Here is a 21,132-nt window from a genome sequence, read left to right as displayed (position 1 = left end):
GCATAACAGTTTGCTATGCGGGGTTTTCGTTTAGTAAGCTAAGCTGCTCTAATGACGATTACTTGTTAGCCGCCAGAATATAATCGGCAAGTACCAAACCTGCCTCATTCAGATACAGATCCTTTTTCTTCTTCGGCGTGGCTGGCGTTCCGGTCTCGTCCACCGGAGCCGATGCCTGCGATACTTTGTTGGCCGCAGCACGCTTACGTTCAGCTTCGTCGCGTTCTTTCCGACGTTTGGTTTCCTGCAACGACACAACCGTGTTTTCCTTGGCCTTTTTGAAGTCAGCTAGATCCTGCGCCAGTTGTTTCAGCTCTGGATCTGATTTCAGACGCTGGTCAAAACGCTCACGCAGACGGGTGATGATCTTATCATCGAGACCGCGCGATTGCTCGTAACGCGTTGAATTGATCTGATCCCAGGGCAACGCACTTGGCTGCGAACTTTCACCGTACTCTTCCGCCGAGAAAGCAGAAGGCAGTTCAATATCGGGCGTAACGCCTTTATGCTGCGTGCTGCTGCCATTGATGCGATAGAACTTCTGGATGGTCATCTTCACCTGTCCAACCTTCTCGGGCTCTTTTGGCAACCACTGGTTCAAATCGATCAGCGTCTGAACCGTACCCTTACCAAAGGTCTGTCCACCAACGATAACACCACGCTTATAGTCCTGAATAGCAGCGGCAAAGATCTCCGATGCCGATGCACTAAAGCGGTTTACAAGAACAGCCATTGGCCCGTCATAGGTTATCGACGGATCTGGGTCAGTATATACTTCCGTTTCGCCGGTCGATTCACGTACCTGCACTACCGGTCCTTTCGGAATGAAAAGGCCTGTCAGGTTGATTGCTTCGGTCAGGGAACCACCGCCATTATCGCGGAGGTCAATAACGATACCGTCGACTTTTTCACCTTTGAGTTCTTCAACAAACTTCTTAACGTCGTTCGTCGTACTGCTAAACCCTTCTTCGCGTTTCCGGGCACCCTCAAAATCTCGGTAGAACATAGGAATGTTGATCACACCAATTTTGAATGAGCGGCCATTGTCCGACACTTCAATTACTTCCTTCTTAGCCCGCTGTTCTTCGAGTTTCACTTTCTCACGCACCAGCCGAATTTCTTTGGGAGGTGCACCAGCGATCGCATTTGGCGATATGATCTGTAACCGAACAACCGTTCCTTTGGGTCCTTTGATGAGTTTGACAACATCATCGACCTGCCAGTTCATCGTATTAACCATGGCGCCGTTGTCGCCTTGAGCAACCCCAGCAATTTTATCTTCTTTGTTGAGCAACTTACTCTTGAATGCCGGACCGCCGGGCAGTACATCCGTGATACGGATATAATCGCCGTCCTCACGAAGCATAGCACCGATACCTTCCAGCGACTGGCTCATTTCCTGATTAAACCGGTCGGCATTGGTAGGCGACAGGTAATTGGTATGTGGGTCAAGCGCTTCGGCAAACGAGTTCATATACATCTGAAACACGTCAGCGCTCTTCACCCGATTGATCGCTTTGTCAAGGTTTGTGTACCGCTGCGTCATCAACGCGGCCACGGCACTATCCTTACGATTGCCCAATCGAAGTTCCAGCTCCTGATTTTTCAGAATCTTCCGCCACAGTTCATTTTGCTCTTCAGCGGTTTTTGGCCAAGCGGCTTTTTCGCGATCCGTATTGAACGTTTCATCCGCCGTGAATGTGAACGGCTTCTTCAACTGCTCCTTGATAAAATCGCTGCGTTCCTGGTAGCGTTTCCGGAATACGTTATACAGGTCATAGGCAGCCGTCAGATCGCCGTTGACGAGCGCATCATCGATCTGGTAGCGGTATTTTTCAAAAGCAGCCACATCCGATGCCAGCAAATACGTTTTGCTATTGTCTACCTCCTTGAGGTAATTATCCCATACGACCGATGACAAAGAGTCATTCAGCCGCACTTTGCGATAGTGATACGTCGTTAGTAGCTTAGCCACCAGCGTTTCTACTTTCTCCTGCGAGATAGAAGGTTTCAAGTCGTCGGCCGTTGACGACGTTGCTGTCCCATTACGGGCCACATCACCTGACTTAGACGCCCCCGGAGTAAACGCTCCAGAAGGCGAATCCGGCTGAAAACTTAGCATCAGCACGGGCAAAAGGGTCACCAGATACTTCTTCATCTACATTACCCAAGTTAGTTGCGGCAATGCGAACAGGCGAACGCGTCAATAAAAACCAGTCTTGATGACTACCGACGCATTCGCCTGTTCGCACACTCGCTTATTGTTTAACAATATCAAGCAACTCGACATCAAACACCAGCGTCGAGCCTGGTTTAATGTCAGCACCGGCTCCCCGATCGCCGTACGCCAGATCCGATGGAATGTACAGTTTCCATTTAGAACCAACAGGCATCAACTGAAGAGCCTCGGTCCATCCTTTAATAACTTCACCCACACCAAACTCCGCAGGCTGACCACGTTCAACCGAGCTATCGAATACTTTTCCATCCAGCAACTTGCCAGTGTAATGTACTTTAACCCGATCCGTAGCGGTTGGTTTAGCGCCGGTTCCTTCTTTTTCGATCGAATACTGCAAACCGCTCGCCGTTGTCACCACACCCGTCTTCGTTTTATTTTCGGTCAGGAACGCCGTACCGATCTTTTTATTCTCCGATGACGCTTTCATACCTTCGGCATTTTTGAGGGCGTACTGTTTTTGCATGAACGTGTTCATCACCATGCCGGCCTGTTCCTGGGTCAGCAACGTCTTCTGCCCTTTCATGGCATCCTCCAGACCACGCGTGAGCAAAGTATTATTCAGATCGCCCATGCCCTGCTGTTTCAGGTTTTGCGCCATAAAAAGGCCAATGCTGTAGCTGATTGAATCCTGAGATGATGTTAAAGACCCACCCATGGCAGGTTTTGCGGCTGTTGCGGGTTTAGCACCCGAAACTGGCTTCTTGGCAACTGGCTTTTTGACTTGGGCAGTCGCAACACCGGCGACAAAAACGGCTGACACAATACCGGCCAGCATCAATTGGTTGAACTTCATGCGAACGTTTAAACGGAGTGATATGCAGTAAACTGATTTATTGATAAAACGTGAACCGATAGCAGAAAAGTTTGGAGAACAACCGTTTCACTGAAATTTAACTTTATTTATGAACCGCTGGCAGCGAAGATGCCGCCGTGGAAGACTATTCTGCGTACTTTATAAAAGTAGCTGATACTGTCTGTTTTTGCTAATCATACTTTCTTTAAATACTCCAAATTTGGGCAAACGGTTAAATTGTTGGCTCAGTGGCTTAGGCACTGCTACTTATTTTACCGGAAAAGTCTAAGATTCAGCCGTTGATTATAGCTTATCTCATAATTTTATCGAATTTTAATCGTACCTTTGCGGCCGAAAATCAATCACTAAATTTCATTCTACTTATATGGAATCCGTAAGACCCGACGAGATATCAGCCATTCTGCGCCAGCAGTTAGCCGGTACACAAACCGAGGCTGAACTCGAAGAAGTCGGTACGGTGCTGCAAATCGGCGACGGCGTAGCGCGTATCTACGGCCTCTCGAAAGTGCAGGCCGGTGAATTGCTGTCGTTCAACAACGGGCTGCAGGCTATGGCGCTGAACCTGGAAGAAGACAACGTCGGAGCTGTATTGCTCGGCGATTATTCGGACGTCAAAGAAGGTGATACCGTTAAGCGGACGGATCAGATTGCCTACGTAAACGTTGGCGATGGTATCCTTGGCCGGGTCGTAAACACCCTGGGCCATCCAATTGACGGTATGGGTCCCATTCAGGGCGAGTTGTTTCAAATGCCGCTGGAGCGAAAAGCACCGGGTGTTATTTTCCGGCAGCCAGTAAACGAACCCCTGCAAACAGGAATCAAAGCGATCGACGCCATGATCCCCATCGGTCGGGGTCAGCGCGAATTGATCATCGGTGACCGTCAGACGGGTAAAACCGCCGTGGCTATCGATACGATCATCAACCAGAAAGAATTCTACGATAAGGGACAGCCTGTATTCTGTATCTACGTTGCCTGTGGTCAGAAAGCATCGACGGTAAAACAGGTAGAGCAAACACTGCGTAAGGCTGGTGCTATGGATTACACAGTGATCGTAGCAGCCAATGCATCCGATCCGTCGCCAATGCAGTTCTTTGCTCCTTTTACGGGTGCTGCCATTGGCGAATTCTTCCGCGATACAGGTCGCCCGGCGCTAGTTGTTTATGACGATTTGTCAAAACAGGCCGTTGCGTACCGTGAAGTATCGTTGCTGTTGCGTCGCCCACCAGGCCGTGAGGCTTATCCGGGAGACGTGTTCTACCTGCACAGCCGCTTGCTGGAACGGGCCGCTAAGGTTAACTCCAACGATGAGATCGCCAAGAACATGAACGATCTGCCACCTTCGTTGAAAGACCGGGTTAAGGGCGGTGGTTCATTGACAGCATTACCGATCATCGAAACCCAGGCGGGTGACGTATCGGCTTACATTCCTACGAACGTAATCTCGATTACAGACGGACAGATCTTCCTGGAGTCGAACTTGTTCAACTCGGGTATTCGTCCGGCGATCAACGTAGGTATTTCGGTATCGCGTGTGGGTGGTAATGCTCAGATCAAATCGATGAAGAAAGTGGCTGGTACGCTGAAACTCGACCAGGCCCAGTTCCGTGAGCTGGAAGCCTTCGCCAAGTTCGGCTCTGACCTTGATGCATCGACAAAACTGACGATCGAACGTGGTCGCCGGAACCAGGAGATGCTGAAACAACCTCAGTATTCGCCGGTACCGGTCGAACAGCAGGTTGCCATTATTTACGCGTCGACGAACGGCTTACTCGATAAAGTTCCTGTCAATAAAGTGAAGGCGTTCGAGAGCGAATTTGCCATGGTGTTAAGTGCTCAGTATCCGAACGTTCTGAACGATCTTCGGGCGGGTAAACTTACCGATGAAGCAACGGCTGCGCTTAAGAAAGTAGCTGCTGATCTGTCGGCACAATACTAATAGTTGACGGCGTGAGGAATTGGGTATAAGAAACCATCCGGTTTGTTATACCCGATTCCTCACCCTTGACTCCTACCAAAAACATGGCATCACTAAAAGAAGTACGCGCCCGGATTACGTCGATCAACTCTACGCAGCAAATCACGAAAGCCATGAAAATGGTGGCAGCGGCAAAACTGCGTCGGGCACAGGATAACATTACACAACTACGCCCATACGCGAAGAAACTGAGCCAGATGCTCGGTACTGTATCGGCAGGCGCCGAAACGGCGTCGGAAAGCCCTTACAAGCAGGTTCGTCCCATTGACCGGGTGCTGCTGATCGTTGTCACATCGGATCGTGGACTGTGTGGCGCGTTCAACACGAACGTTGTCAAGGCTGCTCTGACCCTGATCGATGAAAAATACGCGTCACAGGCGCGGTCGGGCAATGTTGAAATTATGCCCATTGGCAAGAAAGGGGCGGAAGCGTTCCAACGACGTGGTTTTAAAGTAAACACGGCTCACGTTGATGCATTTCAATCGTTGAGCTTTGCTACTGTCCGGACCGCAGCCGAAGAAGCGATGGCCGGATTCGCAGCTGGCCGCTATGATGTCGTTGAGGTAATTTACAACGAATTCAAGAATGCAGCGATGCAGATCGTGCGGACTGAGCAAATGTTGCCAATCGTGGCTACTGAAGCGCCCGCAGGTTCGGCAGCATCAGCCATCAATTATACCTTCGAGCCATCGGAAGAAGAAATCATTACAGAGCTGATTCCGAAAACACTCAAGATTCAACTATACAAAGCTGTCCTCGACTCCAACGCATCGGAACACGGTGCCCGGATGACGGCCATGGATAAAGCAACTGAAAACGCTGGGGAGCTTCTTAAAGAACTCCGCCTGGTATACAACCGGACACGTCAGGCCGCCATTACGACCGAGATTCTCGAAATCGTAGGTGGTGCCGAAGCACTGGCCAGCGCATAATTCTTTTTTTCTGGATTGCGGAAAAACACGACTGTTTCGGTCGTGTTTTTTTATGGGCAGCACGCTAGTATAATCGTGCTGCCAGATGACTGACAGCCACCAATTAAAATGTCATTAATGCTTGACTATCAGAAACTTAATTATAAATCGAGCCCTATCTTTGCGACTAAGAATCGGAACTAATACCCACGCTATTTAGTTATTTGAGTGTCATATACGAATGAGCGTTTTTCCAGCGTTTATTAATCGATTTGACACAACATAACGATCCAAATACATGAAACTCAAAGGCATAATCAGCAGTATTTTTATCGCCGGCACGCTGGCGTCCTGCGCCCCGGCCATTACGGTTAAGTACGACTATGATCCTAAAGTGAACGTTCGGCAGTTTGCCACGTATCGTATCGAAGCGGACCGTCAGCGTAACGCCGATCCAATTGTTGGTAGCAACCTAAACCAGCGCCGGATAGCGGATGCACTGGATCTGTCACTCAAAGCACGCGGTTACAAACCCGTTACGCAGGGCGAAGCGGACCTTATCGTTCGGTTCTTTACCGACTCACGCGACCGTCAGCAGATTCAGTCGAACAACATGTACTCGCCGTACTCCTGGTGGTACGGTGGTATGGGTAACAATGTTTACTCGCGGCAGTACGAAGAAAACCGTGTCGTTGTGAACGTATCGGATGCGCGTACGAACGATATCATCTGGCAGGGCTGGGCAACGGGCCAGTTGAACAACCGGAATAAAGAACGGGATCGTGATCAGACATTCCGCGAAACCGTGACAAGCATTATGAAAAACTTCCCGGAAAGTGCCGGGCAGGATTACGGTGCCGCTCGATAAGCATTCATCAGTCAATGTATAAAGAAACCTATGACGCATATGTGCCATAGGTTTTTTTATGGAGTCAGCTTTTTGTTTCTTTGCAACTTTCGCTTTTCCATCTAAACCTCATGTCTGTTGCTAGTCGAGGAGTCGTATATTCACTCCTGACGGTAGTGTTTGTACTACTGTTGGGAATGGCGGCATTGCTGGCAGTGGCTTATAACCGGCACCAGCGTCTTGAAGATGCCACGCAGGATCTTCGTCGGAATGTTACTCAGCAGGAATCCCAGATCAAAAATTTGCAGCAACGGCTTCAGGATTGTGATACGGTAGCAGCCAGCGTACCCATCGATACCGCTTCAGGATGGGGACCGGTTTCCGTTAATGACTCGACAAGCACTTTTGCCAATCCGTAGGATCAACGTCAGCTTCTCCGTTCTGCTACAACTTAGGCCTGTTCTGTCACTGCTCTACAAATTGCTCTGGCAAAATCTGTTGGTGCTCTTCCAAGTGATGACTAAGTTAACTGGACAAGCGGGAGCTTGGCCCAGCCGAACCAGCTACTTTTAATTTTGGTAGGTTACCAGTCTAATCAACAGTCGCTACTTCAGATATTTTTCGATGGTCTGACGGATGAGCTGTTTATTTGTTACGGAGGCAACGGGCTGCTGCTGGTACGTTCGCTCCAGTTCGTCCAGTTCGCGACTCAATACGCCCCCTTTTACCTGTCCCCGAATAGCAACCGTTTCCCGCTTAGCCAATACATCGTTCCAGACCGAACGCACGTCAGCCCAATAGGCCCGGTTCCTGGCCCACCACGCTTTGGCAGACTGGCATTTTTTCTCATCGGTCCGACGGTACACATTCTGGCCCTTCTCCGAAACAATCAACTGATCGCCAGCTTCGGAGCGGATGAGTTTGTCGTTATCCTGTTCATGCACATACCCATCAGGGCGAATTTCGTGATGATTGGTCCGACGCATAACATTGTAATCCGTACGTTTGGTATATTCCCGACGCGGTAGCGGTGCGTCGGTTGTATTTTCCCAGTAATGCCGTCCGTCGGCATGAATCCATGTTGCTGATCCTTCATAACGCGGACTATCATCGACCTCGAATACTTTTTGCGTCCATTGGCCTTTGGCCTGAGCGGGGGTGATGTCAGCCCGTTTCCAGGAAGCATTCTGGTCAAACCGGAGCAGCCTGGTATTCTGATAAATCCAGTCCTCGCGCCAGTGCTTGATGACGATGCTGTCGCCAGCAACCAACAGATGTTGAATGACCAGCTTAGTCGGCCGGGACGCCGGGCCGGATTCTTCCTCGACAAATACCCACTCCGTACCTTTAGCCGTATAGCGATCCTTAAACACGTAGCTCTTCTCGGGTGCAAAGGTTTCAGCGTACAAAAAGCTCACATCATGACAGCCACATTGGCCCTTAATGGCTGCAATATCTTCGTTTTTGGGCTGTGCCTGCACCAGAACAGCGCTAGCGCCCAGCATAAGTAGTGAACACGATAAGAGTAGACGCATAGGTAGTAATGCCTTCGTAAAGGTCAATTCAGACTTATAAATTAACAATATAGCGCATCAGAACGAATAAATCCAACCCTTTGTTTGGAATAATTCTAAATAGAGAATACGTTTGCAGTGTCGACGTTGTCATCAGGAATTCAGGTTATACAATCGCCGTTGTATTCGGTGCCTTAACCCGACAGTTCTTCATCATTAACCAACTAAGGCCTCAACGCGTATGCAATGTCAATGCCATCTCTTGTCCGAATCAGTTAGTGGCCGGATCGTGCTTTACGGACATCCCGCCCCTGATGATGCCCATAACATTGCTTTACAGTTCAACAACATTACACAATGGCTATGCTACGATGATTTTCTGGCGCTTGAATGGAATGTGAGAAGTATTGATATGAATGTATATTTTGAGGTGCATCCGCACGAAGATCGGGTTCACCTTAGCACACCTTCTCGTTACTTGAGCTTTAGCTTTAAACCGCACGAACTGACCGAATTAAAACGAATGCTCAGTAAAGCCGTAGCCCGGTTACATTGGTTTGAGACACTTCGGAATGCCCAGAATTGACCGATGCTTATGCGAAACGTACTTGTTTTCCGAACGAATATCAACTCAGACCAGCGGATTCACCGGGCGGCCTGCCGCTTATGCAAATTACGGGGTATCTGCCGCTGGAGCATCGATCTGGAGGACTGCGACTGTGTGTTACGTATCGAAACGGAATCGCTCACGGAGTCTGATATAATCCGGCTGCTGACAAAGGCTGGCTTGCAGTGCACGGTATTGAATTAACTAGAGATCATAGCCAGCAACAAAAAAGGCATCCTGACCAGGATGCCTTTTTTTGGTTCTCGTTAACTTCCTATTCGCCAAAGACGTTGTCCTCGTAGGTAACGCTGGACACTTTCTTGTCCAAATAATATAGCTGGTCGGCAGGAATCTGGTCGAAGAGGTCCAGGCAACGACGGGCGATGTATTCTTCTTCCATTTGCTCTCTCACGTACCACTTCATCAACTCTTCGGTAGCGTAATCGCTTTCGCGACGGCATACGCCAATGATCCGATTGATGGAATCCGTTACCGCAATTTCCTGTTCGAGTGCCGTTTCAAATACAGCCCGCAGCGAATCAAATTCCTGACCTACTGCTGGTACTTCGGGCGAAAACGCCATTGCTCCCTGGTCGCAGAGATAATGGAAAATTTTCATACCATGCTTGCGCTCTTCTTCCGACTGTTTGTAGAAAAAACCCGCGCTATGATCAAGTCCGTTACGGTCACACCAGCCCGCCATCGCCAGGTACTTCGACGACGAAACCATTTCCATTTGTATCTGTTGGTTCAGCGCTAGTTCGACACTTTCTTTGATCGACGTGCGCAGTCTTGCTAAATCTTTCATACTGAGTTACCGTATCTGGTGAGTTAATTTCTTAACAAAACAACAACAAAAAACCGGTCGTTGTTGCGCAGCCGGTTGATTATCAAGAAATTTAGAAAAGGTCTATTTATTATGATTCGACTGTTGAACAGCCGCACTCACGAAGCATCGCATTCAGGTCGAGCATAAGTCTGGCACCGGTGAGCAGTTCGCGCAGATGAACAATCTCGCATAGTGTGAGTACGTAGCAGCGCTCGGAACGCGGTGGCGTAAGAATCTCAACGTCGTGGGCGGCATCCGTGCTCAACGCCATCTGCCGGATATCTACCGTCTCGACCATTCGCCGAAATTGCGCAAAGTCGCGGGCCGACAGCGCCGTGTGCGTATCCCAGAATTCGAGAATCAGTCGATTCGTTGCATCGCACTGGTAAACGACTCCTTTATCCGTTTTGAAGACCTCCTTGTAAGTTGTCGGTACGTTACTCGTCATGATCGCAGTATAGCTACACAAAGATACAACGTAATTTGCAATTTAGATAGCTTCTAAACAATTTTATCATCCATTTATGGAGCGGCTAATCGGGACAGCCAACCTGTGTAGCCATCGGCACTCCGCACGAGCTGAAAACCAGCAAAAACAGACAATATATCGACCGGCGAACCCGTGGCCAATGTTTTCAGTACGCCAGCCCGGCTGTCGGCAGCATCGAGCAGATTGCCAGACGACGTAAGCGTTAGTCGTCGAAGCGGTCGTTTCAAGGTTTCTGTAGTGTTACTGGCAACGTAGCCGGTTTGTCCATTGGGCAGTTCGACACGCAGCCAGGCATCCGTGCCACCCACAATCAGCAGGCTTGTCGCTTTTGGTACATCGCCTACAACGCGGGCATCGCTGGCTGGCGCAGACCGAACAAAAGTTCGATTAGCCGATACACGGACAGAATCACCCAATCGCGACACAGGAAGCAGGCTCTGGCGGGCGGGCCCACGTCCCAGCCGAATGAAGGGCAACGGGTCGGTCGCTCCATCGCTGAAACCATAGATACCAAAATGCAGGTGTGGGCCAGTGGTACGGGCATTTCCGGTATTGCCAACAAATCCGACTGTGTCGCCTATTGATACATGCTGACCGGCACTGACGTTCCAGCGATCGAGATGGGCGTAGTAAAGCCGGATATTCCGTTCGTTGTCCGACAAAAACACGACATTTCCACCTAAGCTATTCGTGCTGACACTCGTGATCGTCCCATCGACCGAGGCTACGGCGGGTGTTCCTTTGGGCGCAAAGATGTCAACCCCTTCGTGACGTCGGCGTCCGGCATCGCGGGATGCGCCAAAAAAACTACTGATCTGGCGGCTGTCACGTCCCTGCACCGGAAAGCTTAGCGCCGGTTCGCGCGTGATTGAAATGGTATAGCTCCCACTTCGCAGCAGTTCGGGCTGAATGCGGATCAGAAAATTCTGTGTCCGTCGGGGTTCCCACGCAAGCACGTTGGTATCGGCCTTCGACGCCGTAAGCAGCGTGGTCCGGTTGCGATCATCCAGCGCAAAGACATCGATGAACACCTGGGCATCTTTCTGCCCCTGGGTTTCTACCCGCACCAGGAACCGGTCGCCCCGCTGAGCACTCATCCGATACCCGACAGCAAACGGCTTATTGGCCGCAAAATAGCCGCTTTCCCGGTAGGGAATCGAAATGGTCAGCGAGTCGCGCAGTGCCCGTTCGCCAGCCGCAACCCAATCAATGCCGAGAGCGGTCCGGTCTAGTTTAGCGGCCTTGAGCGACTGACCATACTGCTCATGCGGAGACGAAGAACGGAATAAATTCGTGGTAGGACCAACGCCCGTGCAAGCGTGTAACGAAGCAACGGCAATACAAGCAAAAAGAAAACGTACTACTGATCTAAATTCCATAGTAAAACTATAGTGTTAAACGATTATCTCGTGGAGAATATTTTTGACAACTGGTCATCCAATCGGACCTACTTCAAGAAGCAGTGCTACCTATACTAACCTCAATTGCTAAAGCTTTGATCAGAAATAGGTTATCAGATCGTGTGGATTAGGGCAAGAACGACGACTAAATTGATTTTCCGGGCTAAAATCATTAAACTTGCGTTAACGTTGCTCCTTTTTCCACCGTGAATTCAATTACTGTATTTGCTCCTGCTACCGTTGCCAATGTGGCCTGCGGATTTGACATATTTGGTTTTGCCGTCGATAATCCCGGCGATCAGGTTACCTTGACTGCCAGTCCAGAACCGGGCGTTCGGATCACAGACATTATTGGTGATGATGGACGACTACCCCGCGAAACCGGGCGCAACACGGCGGGTATTGCCATTCAGACCTATCTTCAACACATTAATCGAACGGATGTTGGCGTCGATGTAGTGCTGCGAAAGCAGATGCCACTCGGTAGTGGCTTAGGTTCCAGCGCGGCTAGTTCCGTTGCCGGTGTTTTCGCGATAAACGAACTGCTCGGTCGGCCCTTGCCTACGCTGAAACTGCTGCCTTTTGCTATGGAGGGTGAGCGGATCGCGTGTGGGTCGGCCCACGCTGACAATGTAGCCCCGTCTCTGCTGGGTGGGTTCGTCGTTATCCGGAGCTATCAGCCATTGGACGTTGTTCGAATCGATACCCCGGCGACGCTGTTCTGCACGCTCGTCCATCCTGATATTGAAGTTAATACGAAAGATGCGCGGTTCATCCTTAAAAATGAGGTGTCTTTGAAGAATACCATCATCCAGATGGGGAATGTGGCGGGTCTGATAGCGGGCTTGATGAAACCCGATTATGACCTGATCAGCCGGTCGCTGGTCGACGTTATTATCGAACCGGTTCGCTCTATTTTGATCCCCGAATTCAACGAAGCGAAAAAAGCGGCTCTGGCGAATGGTGCCTTGGGTTGCAGTATTTCGGGATCAGGACCGTCGATGTTTGCGCTTAGCCGCGATGCCCGGACAGCCGAGCAGGTTGGAGCCGCGATGCAGCAAGCCTTTTTATCGGTCGGTATCACCAGCGAAGCTTACGTTTCAGAGATCAATCGGCAGGGACCCAAAGTTCTTGCAGCTCCCCACGAGGTCGCGCATTAACAATCAGTAGCGCGGCCTTCCGACCGCGCTACGTTTATCCTCTACAATTGCTCCCAGGTCAGTCGCCAGCCATCGAGTCGGGCTGGTCGGGCCACTCCCGGTTGTTTGGGTTGCTCGGTCGCCACTAATGCCAGCGGAATCGTTTCCTGTGTCTGAGCCGTTATAAGCCGGTCCGTTCGTAAAAAAGCCCGGCCGGAAGCGGCATCGATCAGTTCGACATGTGCGTGAATCACATCGCCAACGGCAAACGTACGTCCATTGATCAGGATAGGTTCTACCACCTGGAATACGTAAATCTGTCCCTCGGCCAGTGGGCCTTCGTTTAAACTCCTGGTCACTAACCGATTTGCTGACCCAACCGTCTGAGGCAACAAAGCCGGTTTGCCCGACAGCGCGGTAGTGGGGTCTATCCGGGCAGAATCGGCTGGTTCAACCGCATCAGAATCGGCTTCATTATCAGTCAGCAGGACAACCGCCGTCGTCGAATCAGCTACGAAGGTTAGCTTATTTTCCTCCGATCGCCCTTCTGATATAGCCGCTAAAGCCGATTCATCCATATCGAATGAGGCCAGAATAGCCGCTCGTTCCAGGGACGATATGGGTGTTTCCAGATCGCTGAGGGCGGCCAGATGACGACTACTTAACTGATCACTGTAAGCCTGCGGATGCGTCAGTAATTCTTTAATCACTACGGTCTGAAAGAGATAGGCCCTGGTTTCAGCAGCCCGATAGGGCAAGGCCATCGGGTGCATATCAGGATACCGGCGACTCAATTGCTGAATATAATTCGGGCCGGCATTGTAGGCCGTTGCGACCAGCATCCACGAGCCGAGCTGATCATACAGTTCGTTCAGATAGCGACAGGCGGCATGGGTTGCTTTGCGAAGATCGAACCGCTCATCGTGTCGGCGCGATACGCTCAACCCGAGTGACTGAGCCGTCTGGGGCATCAGTTGCCAGAAACCAGCCGCCCCTCTCCGCGAAACAGCCCGGTTTGTCACGGCACTTTCGAGTAGTGGTAGAAACTTAAAATCGGACGGAATCCGGTATTGGTTGAGAATAGGCTCGATCAGTGGGAAAACCACGGCTGCCCGGCGCTTTAATAGCGTAAGATTACCGGCCAAAGCCGCCTGACGACTAAGTGTACGTAGCCAGTGGGCTGTAATGGTGGGCTGATTCGTGGGCACGTCTTCGCCACAGAAGTGAACAGCCTCGTCAAGCGTGCGGCCCGCTCGTAGTGACGATTCAACGGACAGATTGGCGGTGTTGAGCGCGAGAAAATGGGTGGGTTGGGCAACGGCAGACAGGCTGGCAAGGGTGGTTAGACAGCCGAAACCGGCTGCAACCATCTGGAACAGTTTCGTCATTGATAACTGGGGTTACGGTGGTACGCTACTCGGCCATTCAACGTGAATGGTAATCGATATTCGGCGGCTTCTCCTTCCTCTCCCCTGTTCGATCTATGCTGTACTACGCCAGCAACCGCCCGGTAAAATTCGTTGTTGAGTTTGGTTGAGTATCGCTACCGGTCGACTACGCTGGTATCGATGCTCACCTGCCCGGTCGTTCGACATGACGCGATACGTTCCGGCGAGCGTTTATTTAAGGCTAAAAAAAATGTTGTAAACCTTATTTTGCCCAGAATGTTCGTAAAAGTACAACGATCGAGCGGGAAAATCAACGTTTTGTGACTTGACCGCTTATTATTGGTTCGTTCGGATCGACATAAATTATATAAGAATCATTTTTTCCATTCAGCACCTAACACGTAATTTTCGCGATTTTCGTACATTTTGGCCGTTGTTAACCTCCTTCTCCCCAGCGTCAAGCTGCACAATAACGTTGCATTAAATTTTTGCTGTATACCCCAGTAGAGACAATTTTACGTCGCCGAACAGCGCGTACATCGTGCAATTTTCGGTTTAAAATGAAAGAACAGAAGCTATCCTGCTGGCGCAGACACAGGTCACTTCGAGGGTATAGTATCAAGGGTAATCAACAAAATCGCTCGTGTCAGGAAACGACCAAATTAGCCAGTCATGGGTAACGAGAACACGTGTAGACATACACTTTATCTACCTTTACGCGTTGAAACGGCAGGCTAGACTCCTTTTCTCCCGCCGTCCGATCATGATTCTATGGTAAAGCGTCTCATTCTGGTCGTGGCCTTGCTTCTGCCGCTACCTGTTGCATTCAGCCAGTCGGTTGAGCGATACACAATTATTCCGCGTCCTGCCCAACTAGAACCCCGTGCCGGTGAATTCAGCATCAGCCGTACGACCATCATTGGCGTGTCATTCGCGCAGGCCGATGTCAAAGCCATAGTCGATACGTTCGCCCATCACATCAGTCGCAGTACCGGCCTAACCATTCCCGTTCGGAACGGCAACAAGCTGACGCTGCCCGAAAACCTGATCGAGTTCCTGTCATCTACCGATACGACACTCGGCGCGGAAGGCTATCGCATCGACATCACCGATAGGCTCGTAACTATCGAAGCAACGGGGCCAAAAGGCTTTTTTTACGCGGTTCAGACGCTCTATCAGCTACTGCCCCCAACAACGCTGGCCGCCAGCCATCCGATACCCGCCACCAATCTAACAACCTTAATGATTCCGGCCTGCCGCATTCAGGATCAACCCCGCTATAGCTACCGGGGGCTACACCTTGATGTCGGGCGGCACTTCTTTTCGGTTGCCTATATCAAGAAATACCTTGATCTGATGGCGCTACACAAATTCAATACCTTCCACTGGCATCTGACCGACGATCAGGGCTGGCGCATCGAAATCAAAAAGTACCCGAAACTGACGCAGATCGGCTCGCAGCGACGGGAAACCATCGTTGGGCATTACGATGAGTACGACCCACAGGTTTTTGACGGCAAACCCTACGGCGGTTTTTACACGCAGGACGAGGTACGCGAGGTCGTGCGTTATGCTGCGTCGAAATACATTAACGTCGTGCCCGAAATCGAACTACCGGGCCACGCACTGGCGGCTTTAGCGGCTTATCCCGAATTAGGCTGTAACGCGACGTCCTACCAGGTAGCGACGAAGTGGGGCGTTTTTGATGACGTATTCTGTCCAACCGAAAAGACGTTTTCGTTTTTGCAGGATGTGCTGACGGAAGTAATTGGCCTGTTTCCGGGCAAATACATTCACATTGGCGGTGACGAATGCCCAAAGACGGTATGGCGTAAAAGTGCCTTTTGCCAGCAGTTGATCAAGCGCGAAGGGCTGAAGGACGAGAACGGCCTGCAACGTTATTTCGTCAACCGCATCGATAAATTCGTAACCTCGAAAGGACGCCGAATCATTGGCTGGGACGAAATACTGGAGGGGAACAACCCGTCGATTCGGTTGTCACCGAACGCTACGGTAATGAGCTGGCGGGGTATAAAAGGGGGTATCCAGGCGGCCCGCCAGAACCACGACGTCATTATGACACCCGGCCAGTTCTGTTACCTCGATCATTTTCAGGGCGATCCGGCCCAGGAACCAACCGGTTTCGGCGGCTTACTTCCGCTGGCTATGGTCTACTCGTATAACCCGACTCCACCCGAATTATCGCCCAGCGAAGCAACGCACATTCTGGGTGCACAGGCCAATGTCTGGACTGAGTACATCAAGACTTCGGATCAGTTGGAGTACATGGTCTGGCCCAGGGCGGCTGCTTTGGCCGAGGTGGTCTGGACACCGTTGAGCCAGAAAAATTACGATGATTTTACCCGGCGGTTACCCGTTCACTTCGAGCGCCTGGCCGCCCTGAACGTCAATTATTCCCGGACAGTTTATGATCCTTCCTTCTCGGCCAAACCCACGGCTGATGGTAAAGTTGCTATTACGATAGCAGCCAGCAACCAGGTTCCGGACATTCGGTACACGCTCGATGGCAGCATCCCTTCCGGCGAGTCGGCCCGGTACGGTAACCCGCTGGTGCTGGATAAGACGACCACCATCCGGACAGCGGCATTCGCCGACAGAAAACCGCTCAGTCGACCGGCGAAAGTGCAGAAAGAGTTTCTTGTCTCGAAAGCGACGGGCAAACCGTATACGTTATTGACTGCGCCAACCACGGGCAGACCCGACAAAAATTACAGCCTGACCGATGGTACTACCGGCGGCATGGGCGGCTACGAAATAGCGGGCGTCGTATCGTTCATCAGTGACATCAACGCGGTTGTCGATCTCGGCCAGTCGCAGTCCGTAACGAGCGTTCGGGTTGGCTTCCTTAAATACACCGCCCGTAATATCTGTCTACCCAAACAGGTTGAGATTTCCGTTTCGGACGATGGGAAAACATTTACCCCGGTCCTGTCGAGAAAAACCGATGCTGCCGAGGGAGGAAAGCGGGCATTTGTCCGGCTCCCGTTCGATTTTTCGCCCACTACTGCCCGCTACGTACGCATCATTGCCCGAAATATTGGCCGGGTGCCATCGGGTTTACGCAATCCCGGCAAACCGGCGCAACTTATGGTCGATGAGATCGAAATACGGTAACTATTTCCTTGCCCAGCCCATGTAACAAAAATTCGTATCGCGCCCTTCGCGCATTTTCATTCGTTCGCCCAGTTCGCGGAATGTCCAATCGCCGGAGGTTCGCTTGCGGAGCCAGTAAAGCGTTTTCAGTATAGGATAATCAGCGACCATACCGCGCGTATCCTGGTTCGTCAGGCCCAGCCGCTCCATTTTCTGATGCAGTTCGTCGGGTTTAACAAATCGGTGGTACAGATGCTGGTTGGGTTTCATGAACGCCCATCGTTTCCAGTCCTGGGCAACTTTGATCAGAAATAACCAGCTTAGCCAGGTCCGGTTAACGGTATCGTAGAAAAAGAAACCACCCGGTTTTAGCACGCGGCTGATTTCCATTAGCACTGCATCGACATCCTGAACGTGCTCCAGTACATCGCAGCAACTCACAAAGTCGAACGAAGCATCGGGAAATGGCAACCGTTCCCCCGTTCCGGTCCTGTACGTGATGGATAGCCCCCCCTGACCAGCATGACGACGAGCCGTATCAATAGCTGAAGCGGACGGATCGATACCCGTTACGGCAATGCCCAGATTCGCAAACGCTTCAGCCAGAATTCCTCCCCCGCAGCCAACATCCAACAACGTTTTACCAGCGACATCGGGCAAATGTTGCTGCACGATGCGACTGAAATAACCCATCCGCGCCGGGTTGACGGAGGTTTTAAGCATGAAGAACAACGCGTCAGGATGCCACCAGATGTCATGATCGGCCTCATAAACAGTATTGTTGGTATAGGAATGTTTCCCATCGGATTGATCTGCGTGTGTGTTGGCAGAATGAGCCATATAGATTGAGTTTCTAAAGTGCCTTTTTTACCTGGACCGCACATGTGGGTTTGAAGAATGGCGAAGTCGGTAACTACCCGAATTCGGTATCGTCGCTGATCCAGTGTCTATCTCCGCGTTAGCAGACCAGACGGAATTACGTTTGTTAACGCCTGTCTGTAGAACAAATTTTCTGGCTGGTGTTCTCCTGACTTCCCCGTTCTGGGCCTTATTCCGGCGTAGTTGTGTTATCAGATTGGTCGTTAAGCAGTAACTCGGGGCAACAATTTTCTTTTGACCGCACCTATTCTTTTCCTGACGTTTGGCCGTTACCCCCCACAAAATAAATTCTGCCATTCAGCAAACCAACAGAATTTTAAGCGGTCAGACGGTGCGGTTTTATGCGTAAAGGTTTGTTATTTTGCGCAATGGGCCGCTTCTTGCGCCTACATCCTCTTCTTCATGGCAGACAAACTACCCAATACGCTTTACTCGGATGACGTAACCTCCGAACCAACCGAATTCAAACGCTCACTCAGTCTGATCGACTCCACCCTGATTGTTTCAGGTTCGATGATCGGCTCGGGGGTGTTCATCGTTACCGCCGACATGGCCCGTAATCTTGGCTCATCGGGGTGGCTATTAATGCTTTGGGTCTTGACGGGCGTACTAACGGTGGCGGCTGCACTTAGCTATGGGGAGCTGGCCGGTATGATGCCCAAAGCAGGCGGACAGTACATTTATATTCAGCGGGCCTACGGTCGCCTGACGGGTTTTGTCTACGGGTGGACGGTGTTTACGGTCATTCAAACGGGCACGATTGCTGCGGTAGCCGTTGCGTTCACTAAATATACGGCGGTGTTTATTCCGGCCCTTGGCCCCGACAATGTCCTGCTGGCGCTGGGGCCCATCAAAATCACGCTGGGATCACTCTTCGCCATCTCGAGTCTGGTCCTGCTGACGTGGCTCAACAGCCGGGGGGTGCAAAGCGGCAAGCTGATTCAGAACGTGTTCACATCCGCCAAACTGATCGCTTTGCTTGGATTGATTGTGATCGGTATTACCATTGGACTCAGCAGTGGGTTGCTATCGACTAACCTCAGTAACGCCTGGGATGCGAGCAGTACGTCGGCAACGGGCGAGGTTATTCCGTTGGCGGGCATGGCGTTGATTTTAGCATTTGGCACGTCGATGATCGGGTCTTTATTTTCGGCGGATGCGTGGAATAATGTGACGTTTATTGCCGGAGAAATTAAGAATCCGCGCCGAAACATTCCGCTGGCTCTGTTTTTCGGTACACTCATTGTGACGACGATCTATTTCCTGGCGAACGTTTCCTACCTCTCCCTATTACCCCTCAAAGGCTTGCCAACGGCTACAGACATTGTTGGTCGTGGTATCCAGTTTGCCGATGCCGACCGCGTAGCAACAGCCGCCGTCGAAACGGTTTTTGGCAATGTAGCCGTTGCCATCATGGCCGTTCTGATCATGGTGTCGACCTTTGGTTGTAACAACGGGCTGATTCTGGCTGGCGCACGACTCTACTATGCTATGGCTAAAGACGGGCTGTTCATCAAGCAGGCATCCCACCTGAACGAAAATGCGGTTCCGGGTCGGGCGTTGTGGCTTCAATGCATCTGGGCGTCGATCCTTTGTTTGTCCGGTAAATACGGCGATCTGCTTGATTACTGCACCTTTGCGTCGCTGCTTTTCTACATGGTCACGATTGCCGGCCTGTTCCGACTCCGGCGGACCGAACCGAATGCCGAGCGTCCGTATCGTGCGTTTGGATATCCGGTTGTTCCCGCGCTCTATGTCATTGCTGCCCTGACGATCTGTGGCATTCTGCTCTATACCAAAACCTTCAACACGGGCATGGGCCTGCTGATCGCCGGACTCGGTATTCCGGTGTATTACCTGAGCACGCGCAACAAATAACGTTTCGCCCATAATTTGGACTACCTACCTGCTACGATGATCCCCGTACAATAAGCTGCGTTTCCAGTACAATTGTGCGGGGCGGTTTGCTGTGATCTTTATCGGTCATTTGCTCCATCAGTAGCGTAGCCGCCTGCTGCCCGATTTCGCTGACGGGCTGTGATACCGTTGTCAGGCTCGGCTCGACCAAGGCCGAAATCGGGTCATTACTGAATCCAACGATGGCAATGTCGTCGGGAATGCGCAGTCCCCGGCTTTTGATCACTTTCAACGCTTCAATAGCCGTCGGGTCATTGATGGTAAATAAAGCGTCGGGCGGCTGGGCCAGATTCAGGAGGTGATTCACGTAAATATTGGCCTTCTCCAGGGTCAGATCATACGAAATGATCAGTTCCGATTCTTCGGCGATACCATACTGCCGCAGCGCATCACGATAGCCATTGAGCCGGTCGCGGCTATTGGGTAAACTGTCGGGCCCTGCAAGGTGAGCAATCCGTCGCCGACCAGTCTGGATCAGGTGTTCCACCGCCCGAAAAGCACCCTCATAATCATTGACCGTCACCTTCGATACATCCATATCCTCGCACACGCGGTTGAAGAAGACCACCGGCACACCCTTCCGCTGAAAAATCCGGAAGTGATCGAAGTTGCGGGTTTCTTTCGTATGCGACACGATCAGTCCATCGACGCGGCTGGCCAGTAACGCTTTGGCATTTGCGACTTCGGTTTCGTACGATTCGTTTGAGTGGCAAATCACCACGTTATAACCCGCTTCCGCCAGCACTTCCTGTGCGCCAATGATCACTTTCGGGAAGAAAAAACTGATAAATTCCGGCACCATGATGCCCACCGTACGGGTCTGATTGGTTAGCAGCGAAATGGCCAGTTGATTACGCTGGTAGTCCAGTTGCTCGGCCAGTTCCAGCACCCGCTGGCGTGTTTTCGCATTCACATTTGGATGACCCGTCAACGCCCGCGAAACGGTGGATTTGGATATTCCCAGTTGACGGGCAATATCAATGATCGTAGTTAGATGCTGCTGCATAAAATTGTACTTTTCTTAAGTAACGATAATACCGGCCAAAGCCCAGTCCATAAATCTCTA

Annotated in this window: 18 protein-coding genes; 9 read left to right on the top strand and 9 right to left on the bottom strand. The window is 51.1% G+C overall.

Annotated features, from left to right (window positions below):
* Positions 1–58: 58 nt before the first annotated feature.
* Together GK091_RS19110 and GK091_RS19105 are read right to left on the bottom strand one after the other, a co-directional pair.
* Positions 59–2,158 (bottom strand): carboxy terminal-processing peptidase, encoded by a 2,100-nt coding sequence (locus GK091_RS19110; protein WP_164041493.1) that lies wholly within the window; start codon positions 2,156–2,158, stop codon positions 59–61.
* Between the two features lie 100 nt (positions 2,159–2,258).
* Positions 2,259–3,032, bottom strand: a complete 774-nt coding sequence (locus tag GK091_RS19105; protein ID WP_262889197.1) for an FKBP-type peptidyl-prolyl cis-trans isomerase — start codon at positions 3,030–3,032, stop codon at positions 2,259–2,261.
* Positions 3,033–3,417: 385 nt separating this feature from the next.
* Between GK091_RS19105 and atpA the strand changes: the two genes are divergently transcribed.
* The 4 genes from atpA to GK091_RS19085 all read left to right on the top strand — a co-directional run bounded on the left by atpA (position 3,418) and on the right by GK091_RS19085 (position 7,208).
* Complete coding sequence (gene atpA / locus GK091_RS19100; RefSeq protein ID WP_164041492.1) at positions 3,418–4,992, top strand: F0F1 ATP synthase subunit alpha; 1,575 nt, start codon at positions 3,418–3,420, stop codon at positions 4,990–4,992.
* A gap of 83 nt (positions 4,993–5,075) precedes the next feature.
* Positions 5,076–5,963, top strand: coding sequence for an ATP synthase F1 subunit gamma (gene atpG / locus GK091_RS19095; RefSeq protein ID WP_164041491.1), 888 nt, complete (start codon positions 5,076–5,078; stop codon positions 5,961–5,963).
* Positions 5,964–6,240: 277 nt separating this feature from the next.
* The gene (locus tag GK091_RS19090; RefSeq protein ID WP_164041490.1) at positions 6,241–6,810 is read left to right on the top strand and encodes a DUF4136 domain-containing protein; all 570 of its coding nucleotides are present in this window, start codon (positions 6,241–6,243) and stop codon (positions 6,808–6,810) included.
* A 110-nt stretch (positions 6,811–6,920) separates the two neighbouring features.
* On the top strand, positions 6,921–7,208 hold the full coding sequence (locus tag GK091_RS19085; protein WP_164041489.1) for a hypothetical protein: 288 nt from the start codon (positions 6,921–6,923) through the stop codon (positions 7,206–7,208).
* A gap of 186 nt (positions 7,209–7,394) precedes the next feature.
* On the opposite strand, the gene GK091_RS19080 is transcribed toward GK091_RS19085, so the two are convergent.
* Positions 7,395–8,324, bottom strand: coding sequence for a DUF6607 family protein (locus tag GK091_RS19080; RefSeq protein WP_164041488.1), 930 nt, complete (start codon positions 8,322–8,324; stop codon positions 7,395–7,397).
* 220 nt (positions 8,325–8,544) lie between these two features.
* Between GK091_RS19080 and GK091_RS19075 the strand changes: the two genes are divergently transcribed.
* Both GK091_RS19075 and GK091_RS19070 read left to right on the top strand, forming a co-directional pair.
* Positions 8,545–8,889: a DUF6686 family protein gene (locus tag GK091_RS19075; RefSeq protein ID WP_164041487.1), complete on the top strand. Its 345-nt coding sequence runs from the start codon at positions 8,545–8,547 to the stop codon at positions 8,887–8,889.
* 9 nt (positions 8,890–8,898) lie between these two features.
* Positions 8,899–9,114: a hypothetical protein gene (locus tag GK091_RS19070; RefSeq protein ID WP_164041486.1), complete on the top strand. Its 216-nt coding sequence runs from the start codon at positions 8,899–8,901 to the stop codon at positions 9,112–9,114.
* Between the two features lie 70 nt (positions 9,115–9,184).
* Here GK091_RS19070 and GK091_RS19065 read toward each other — a convergent pair whose 3' ends face one another.
* From GK091_RS19065 to GK091_RS19055, 3 genes are all read right to left on the bottom strand, one after another.
* Positions 9,185–9,718 carry a ferritin gene (locus tag GK091_RS19065; protein ID WP_164041485.1) on the bottom strand — a complete coding sequence of 178 codons (534 nt, stop codon included), beginning with the start codon at positions 9,716–9,718 and terminating at the stop codon, positions 9,185–9,187.
* 109 nt (positions 9,719–9,827) lie between these two features.
* The gene (locus GK091_RS19060) at positions 9,828–10,187 is read right to left on the bottom strand and encodes a hypothetical protein (protein WP_164041484.1); all 360 of its coding nucleotides are present in this window, start codon (positions 10,185–10,187) and stop codon (positions 9,828–9,830) included.
* A gap of 74 nt (positions 10,188–10,261) precedes the next feature.
* On the bottom strand, positions 10,262–11,608 hold the full coding sequence (locus tag GK091_RS19055) for a peptidoglycan DD-metalloendopeptidase family protein (protein ID WP_164041483.1): 1,347 nt from the start codon (positions 11,606–11,608) through the stop codon (positions 10,262–10,264).
* Between the two features lie 227 nt (positions 11,609–11,835).
* On the opposite strand from GK091_RS19055, the gene GK091_RS19050 reads away from it, so the two are divergent.
* Positions 11,836–12,789, top strand: a complete 954-nt coding sequence (locus GK091_RS19050) for a homoserine kinase (RefSeq protein ID WP_164041482.1) — start codon at positions 11,836–11,838, stop codon at positions 12,787–12,789.
* A gap of 41 nt (positions 12,790–12,830) precedes the next feature.
* Here the strand turns inward: GK091_RS19050 and GK091_RS19045 are convergent, their stop codons facing one another.
* The gene (locus tag GK091_RS19045; protein ID WP_164041481.1) at positions 12,831–14,156 is read right to left on the bottom strand and encodes a lytic transglycosylase domain-containing protein; all 1,326 of its coding nucleotides are present in this window, start codon (positions 14,154–14,156) and stop codon (positions 12,831–12,833) included.
* A gap of 771 nt (positions 14,157–14,927) precedes the next feature.
* On the opposite strand from GK091_RS19045, the gene GK091_RS19040 reads away from it, so the two are divergent.
* Positions 14,928–17,291, top strand: a complete 2,364-nt coding sequence (locus GK091_RS19040) for a glycoside hydrolase family 20 protein (protein ID WP_164041480.1) — start codon at positions 14,928–14,930, stop codon at positions 17,289–17,291.
* On the opposite strand, the gene ubiG is transcribed toward GK091_RS19040, so the two are convergent.
* On the bottom strand, positions 17,292–18,110 hold the full coding sequence (gene ubiG / locus GK091_RS19035) for a bifunctional 2-polyprenyl-6-hydroxyphenol methylase/3-demethylubiquinol 3-O-methyltransferase UbiG (RefSeq protein ID WP_164041479.1): 819 nt from the start codon (positions 18,108–18,110) through the stop codon (positions 17,292–17,294).
* Positions 18,111–18,551: 441 nt separating this feature from the next.
* Between ubiG and GK091_RS19030 the strand changes: the two genes are divergently transcribed.
* Positions 18,552–20,027: an APC family permease gene (locus GK091_RS19030; protein WP_164041478.1), complete on the top strand. Its 1,476-nt coding sequence runs from the start codon at positions 18,552–18,554 to the stop codon at positions 20,025–20,027.
* A 31-nt stretch (positions 20,028–20,058) separates the two neighbouring features.
* Here the strand turns inward: GK091_RS19030 and GK091_RS19025 are convergent, their stop codons facing one another.
* Entirely contained in the window at positions 20,059–21,072 is a 1,014-nt protein-coding gene (locus GK091_RS19025) for a LacI family DNA-binding transcriptional regulator (protein ID WP_164041477.1), read from the bottom strand.
* Positions 21,073–21,132 lie beyond the last annotated feature (60 nt).

The organism is Spirosoma agri (genome assembly GCF_010747415.1).
Taxonomy (GTDB): Bacteria; Bacteroidota; Bacteroidia; order Cytophagales; family Spirosomataceae; genus Spirosoma; species Spirosoma agri.
This window is presented reverse-complemented; position numbering and strand designations above follow the sequence as displayed.

Bases quoted from the DNA above. Each gene is read 5' to 3' on its own strand.
- GK091_RS19045 (WP_164041481.1), bottom strand. From the start codon at position 14,156: ATGACGAAACTGTTCCAGATGGTTGCAGCCGGTTTCGGCTGTCTAACC.
- ubiG (WP_164041479.1), bottom strand. From the start codon at position 18,110: ATGGCTCATTCTGCCAACACACACGCAGATCAATCCGATGGGAAACAT.
- GK091_RS19030 (WP_164041478.1), top strand. From the start codon at position 18,552: ATGGCAGACAAACTACCCAATACGCTTTACTCGGATGACGTAACCTCC.
- GK091_RS19055 (WP_164041483.1), bottom strand. From the start codon at position 11,608: ATGGAATTTAGATCAGTAGTACGTTTTCTTTTTGCTTGTATTGCCGTT.
- GK091_RS19065 (WP_164041485.1), bottom strand. From the start codon at position 9,718: ATGAAAGATTTAGCAAGACTGCGCACGTCGATCAAAGAAAGTGTCGAA.
- GK091_RS19080 (WP_164041488.1), bottom strand. From the start codon at position 8,324: ATGCGTCTACTCTTATCGTGTTCACTACTTATGCTGGGCGCTAGCGCT.
- GK091_RS19040 (WP_164041480.1), top strand. From the start codon at position 14,928: ATGGTAAAGCGTCTCATTCTGGTCGTGGCCTTGCTTCTGCCGCTACCT.
- GK091_RS19075 (WP_164041487.1), top strand. From the start codon at position 8,545: ATGCAATGTCAATGCCATCTCTTGTCCGAATCAGTTAGTGGCCGGATC.
- GK091_RS19110 (WP_164041493.1), bottom strand. From the start codon at position 2,158: ATGAAGAAGTATCTGGTGACCCTTTTGCCCGTGCTGATGCTAAGTTTT.
- atpA (WP_164041492.1), top strand. From the start codon at position 3,418: ATGGAATCCGTAAGACCCGACGAGATATCAGCCATTCTGCGCCAGCAG.
- GK091_RS19060 (WP_164041484.1), bottom strand. From the start codon at position 10,187: ATGACGAGTAACGTACCGACAACTTACAAGGAGGTCTTCAAAACGGAT.
- GK091_RS19105 (WP_262889197.1), bottom strand. From the start codon at position 3,032: ATGAAGTTCAACCAATTGATGCTGGCCGGTATTGTGTCAGCCGTTTTT.
- GK091_RS19025 (WP_164041477.1), bottom strand. From the start codon at position 21,072: ATGCAGCAGCATCTAACTACGATCATTGATATTGCCCGTCAACTGGGA.
- atpG (WP_164041491.1), top strand. From the start codon at position 5,076: ATGGCATCACTAAAAGAAGTACGCGCCCGGATTACGTCGATCAACTCT.
- GK091_RS19070 (WP_164041486.1), top strand. From the start codon at position 8,899: ATGCGAAACGTACTTGTTTTCCGAACGAATATCAACTCAGACCAGCGG.
- GK091_RS19085 (WP_164041489.1), top strand. From the start codon at position 6,921: ATGTCTGTTGCTAGTCGAGGAGTCGTATATTCACTCCTGACGGTAGTG.
- GK091_RS19090 (WP_164041490.1), top strand. From the start codon at position 6,241: ATGAAACTCAAAGGCATAATCAGCAGTATTTTTATCGCCGGCACGCTG.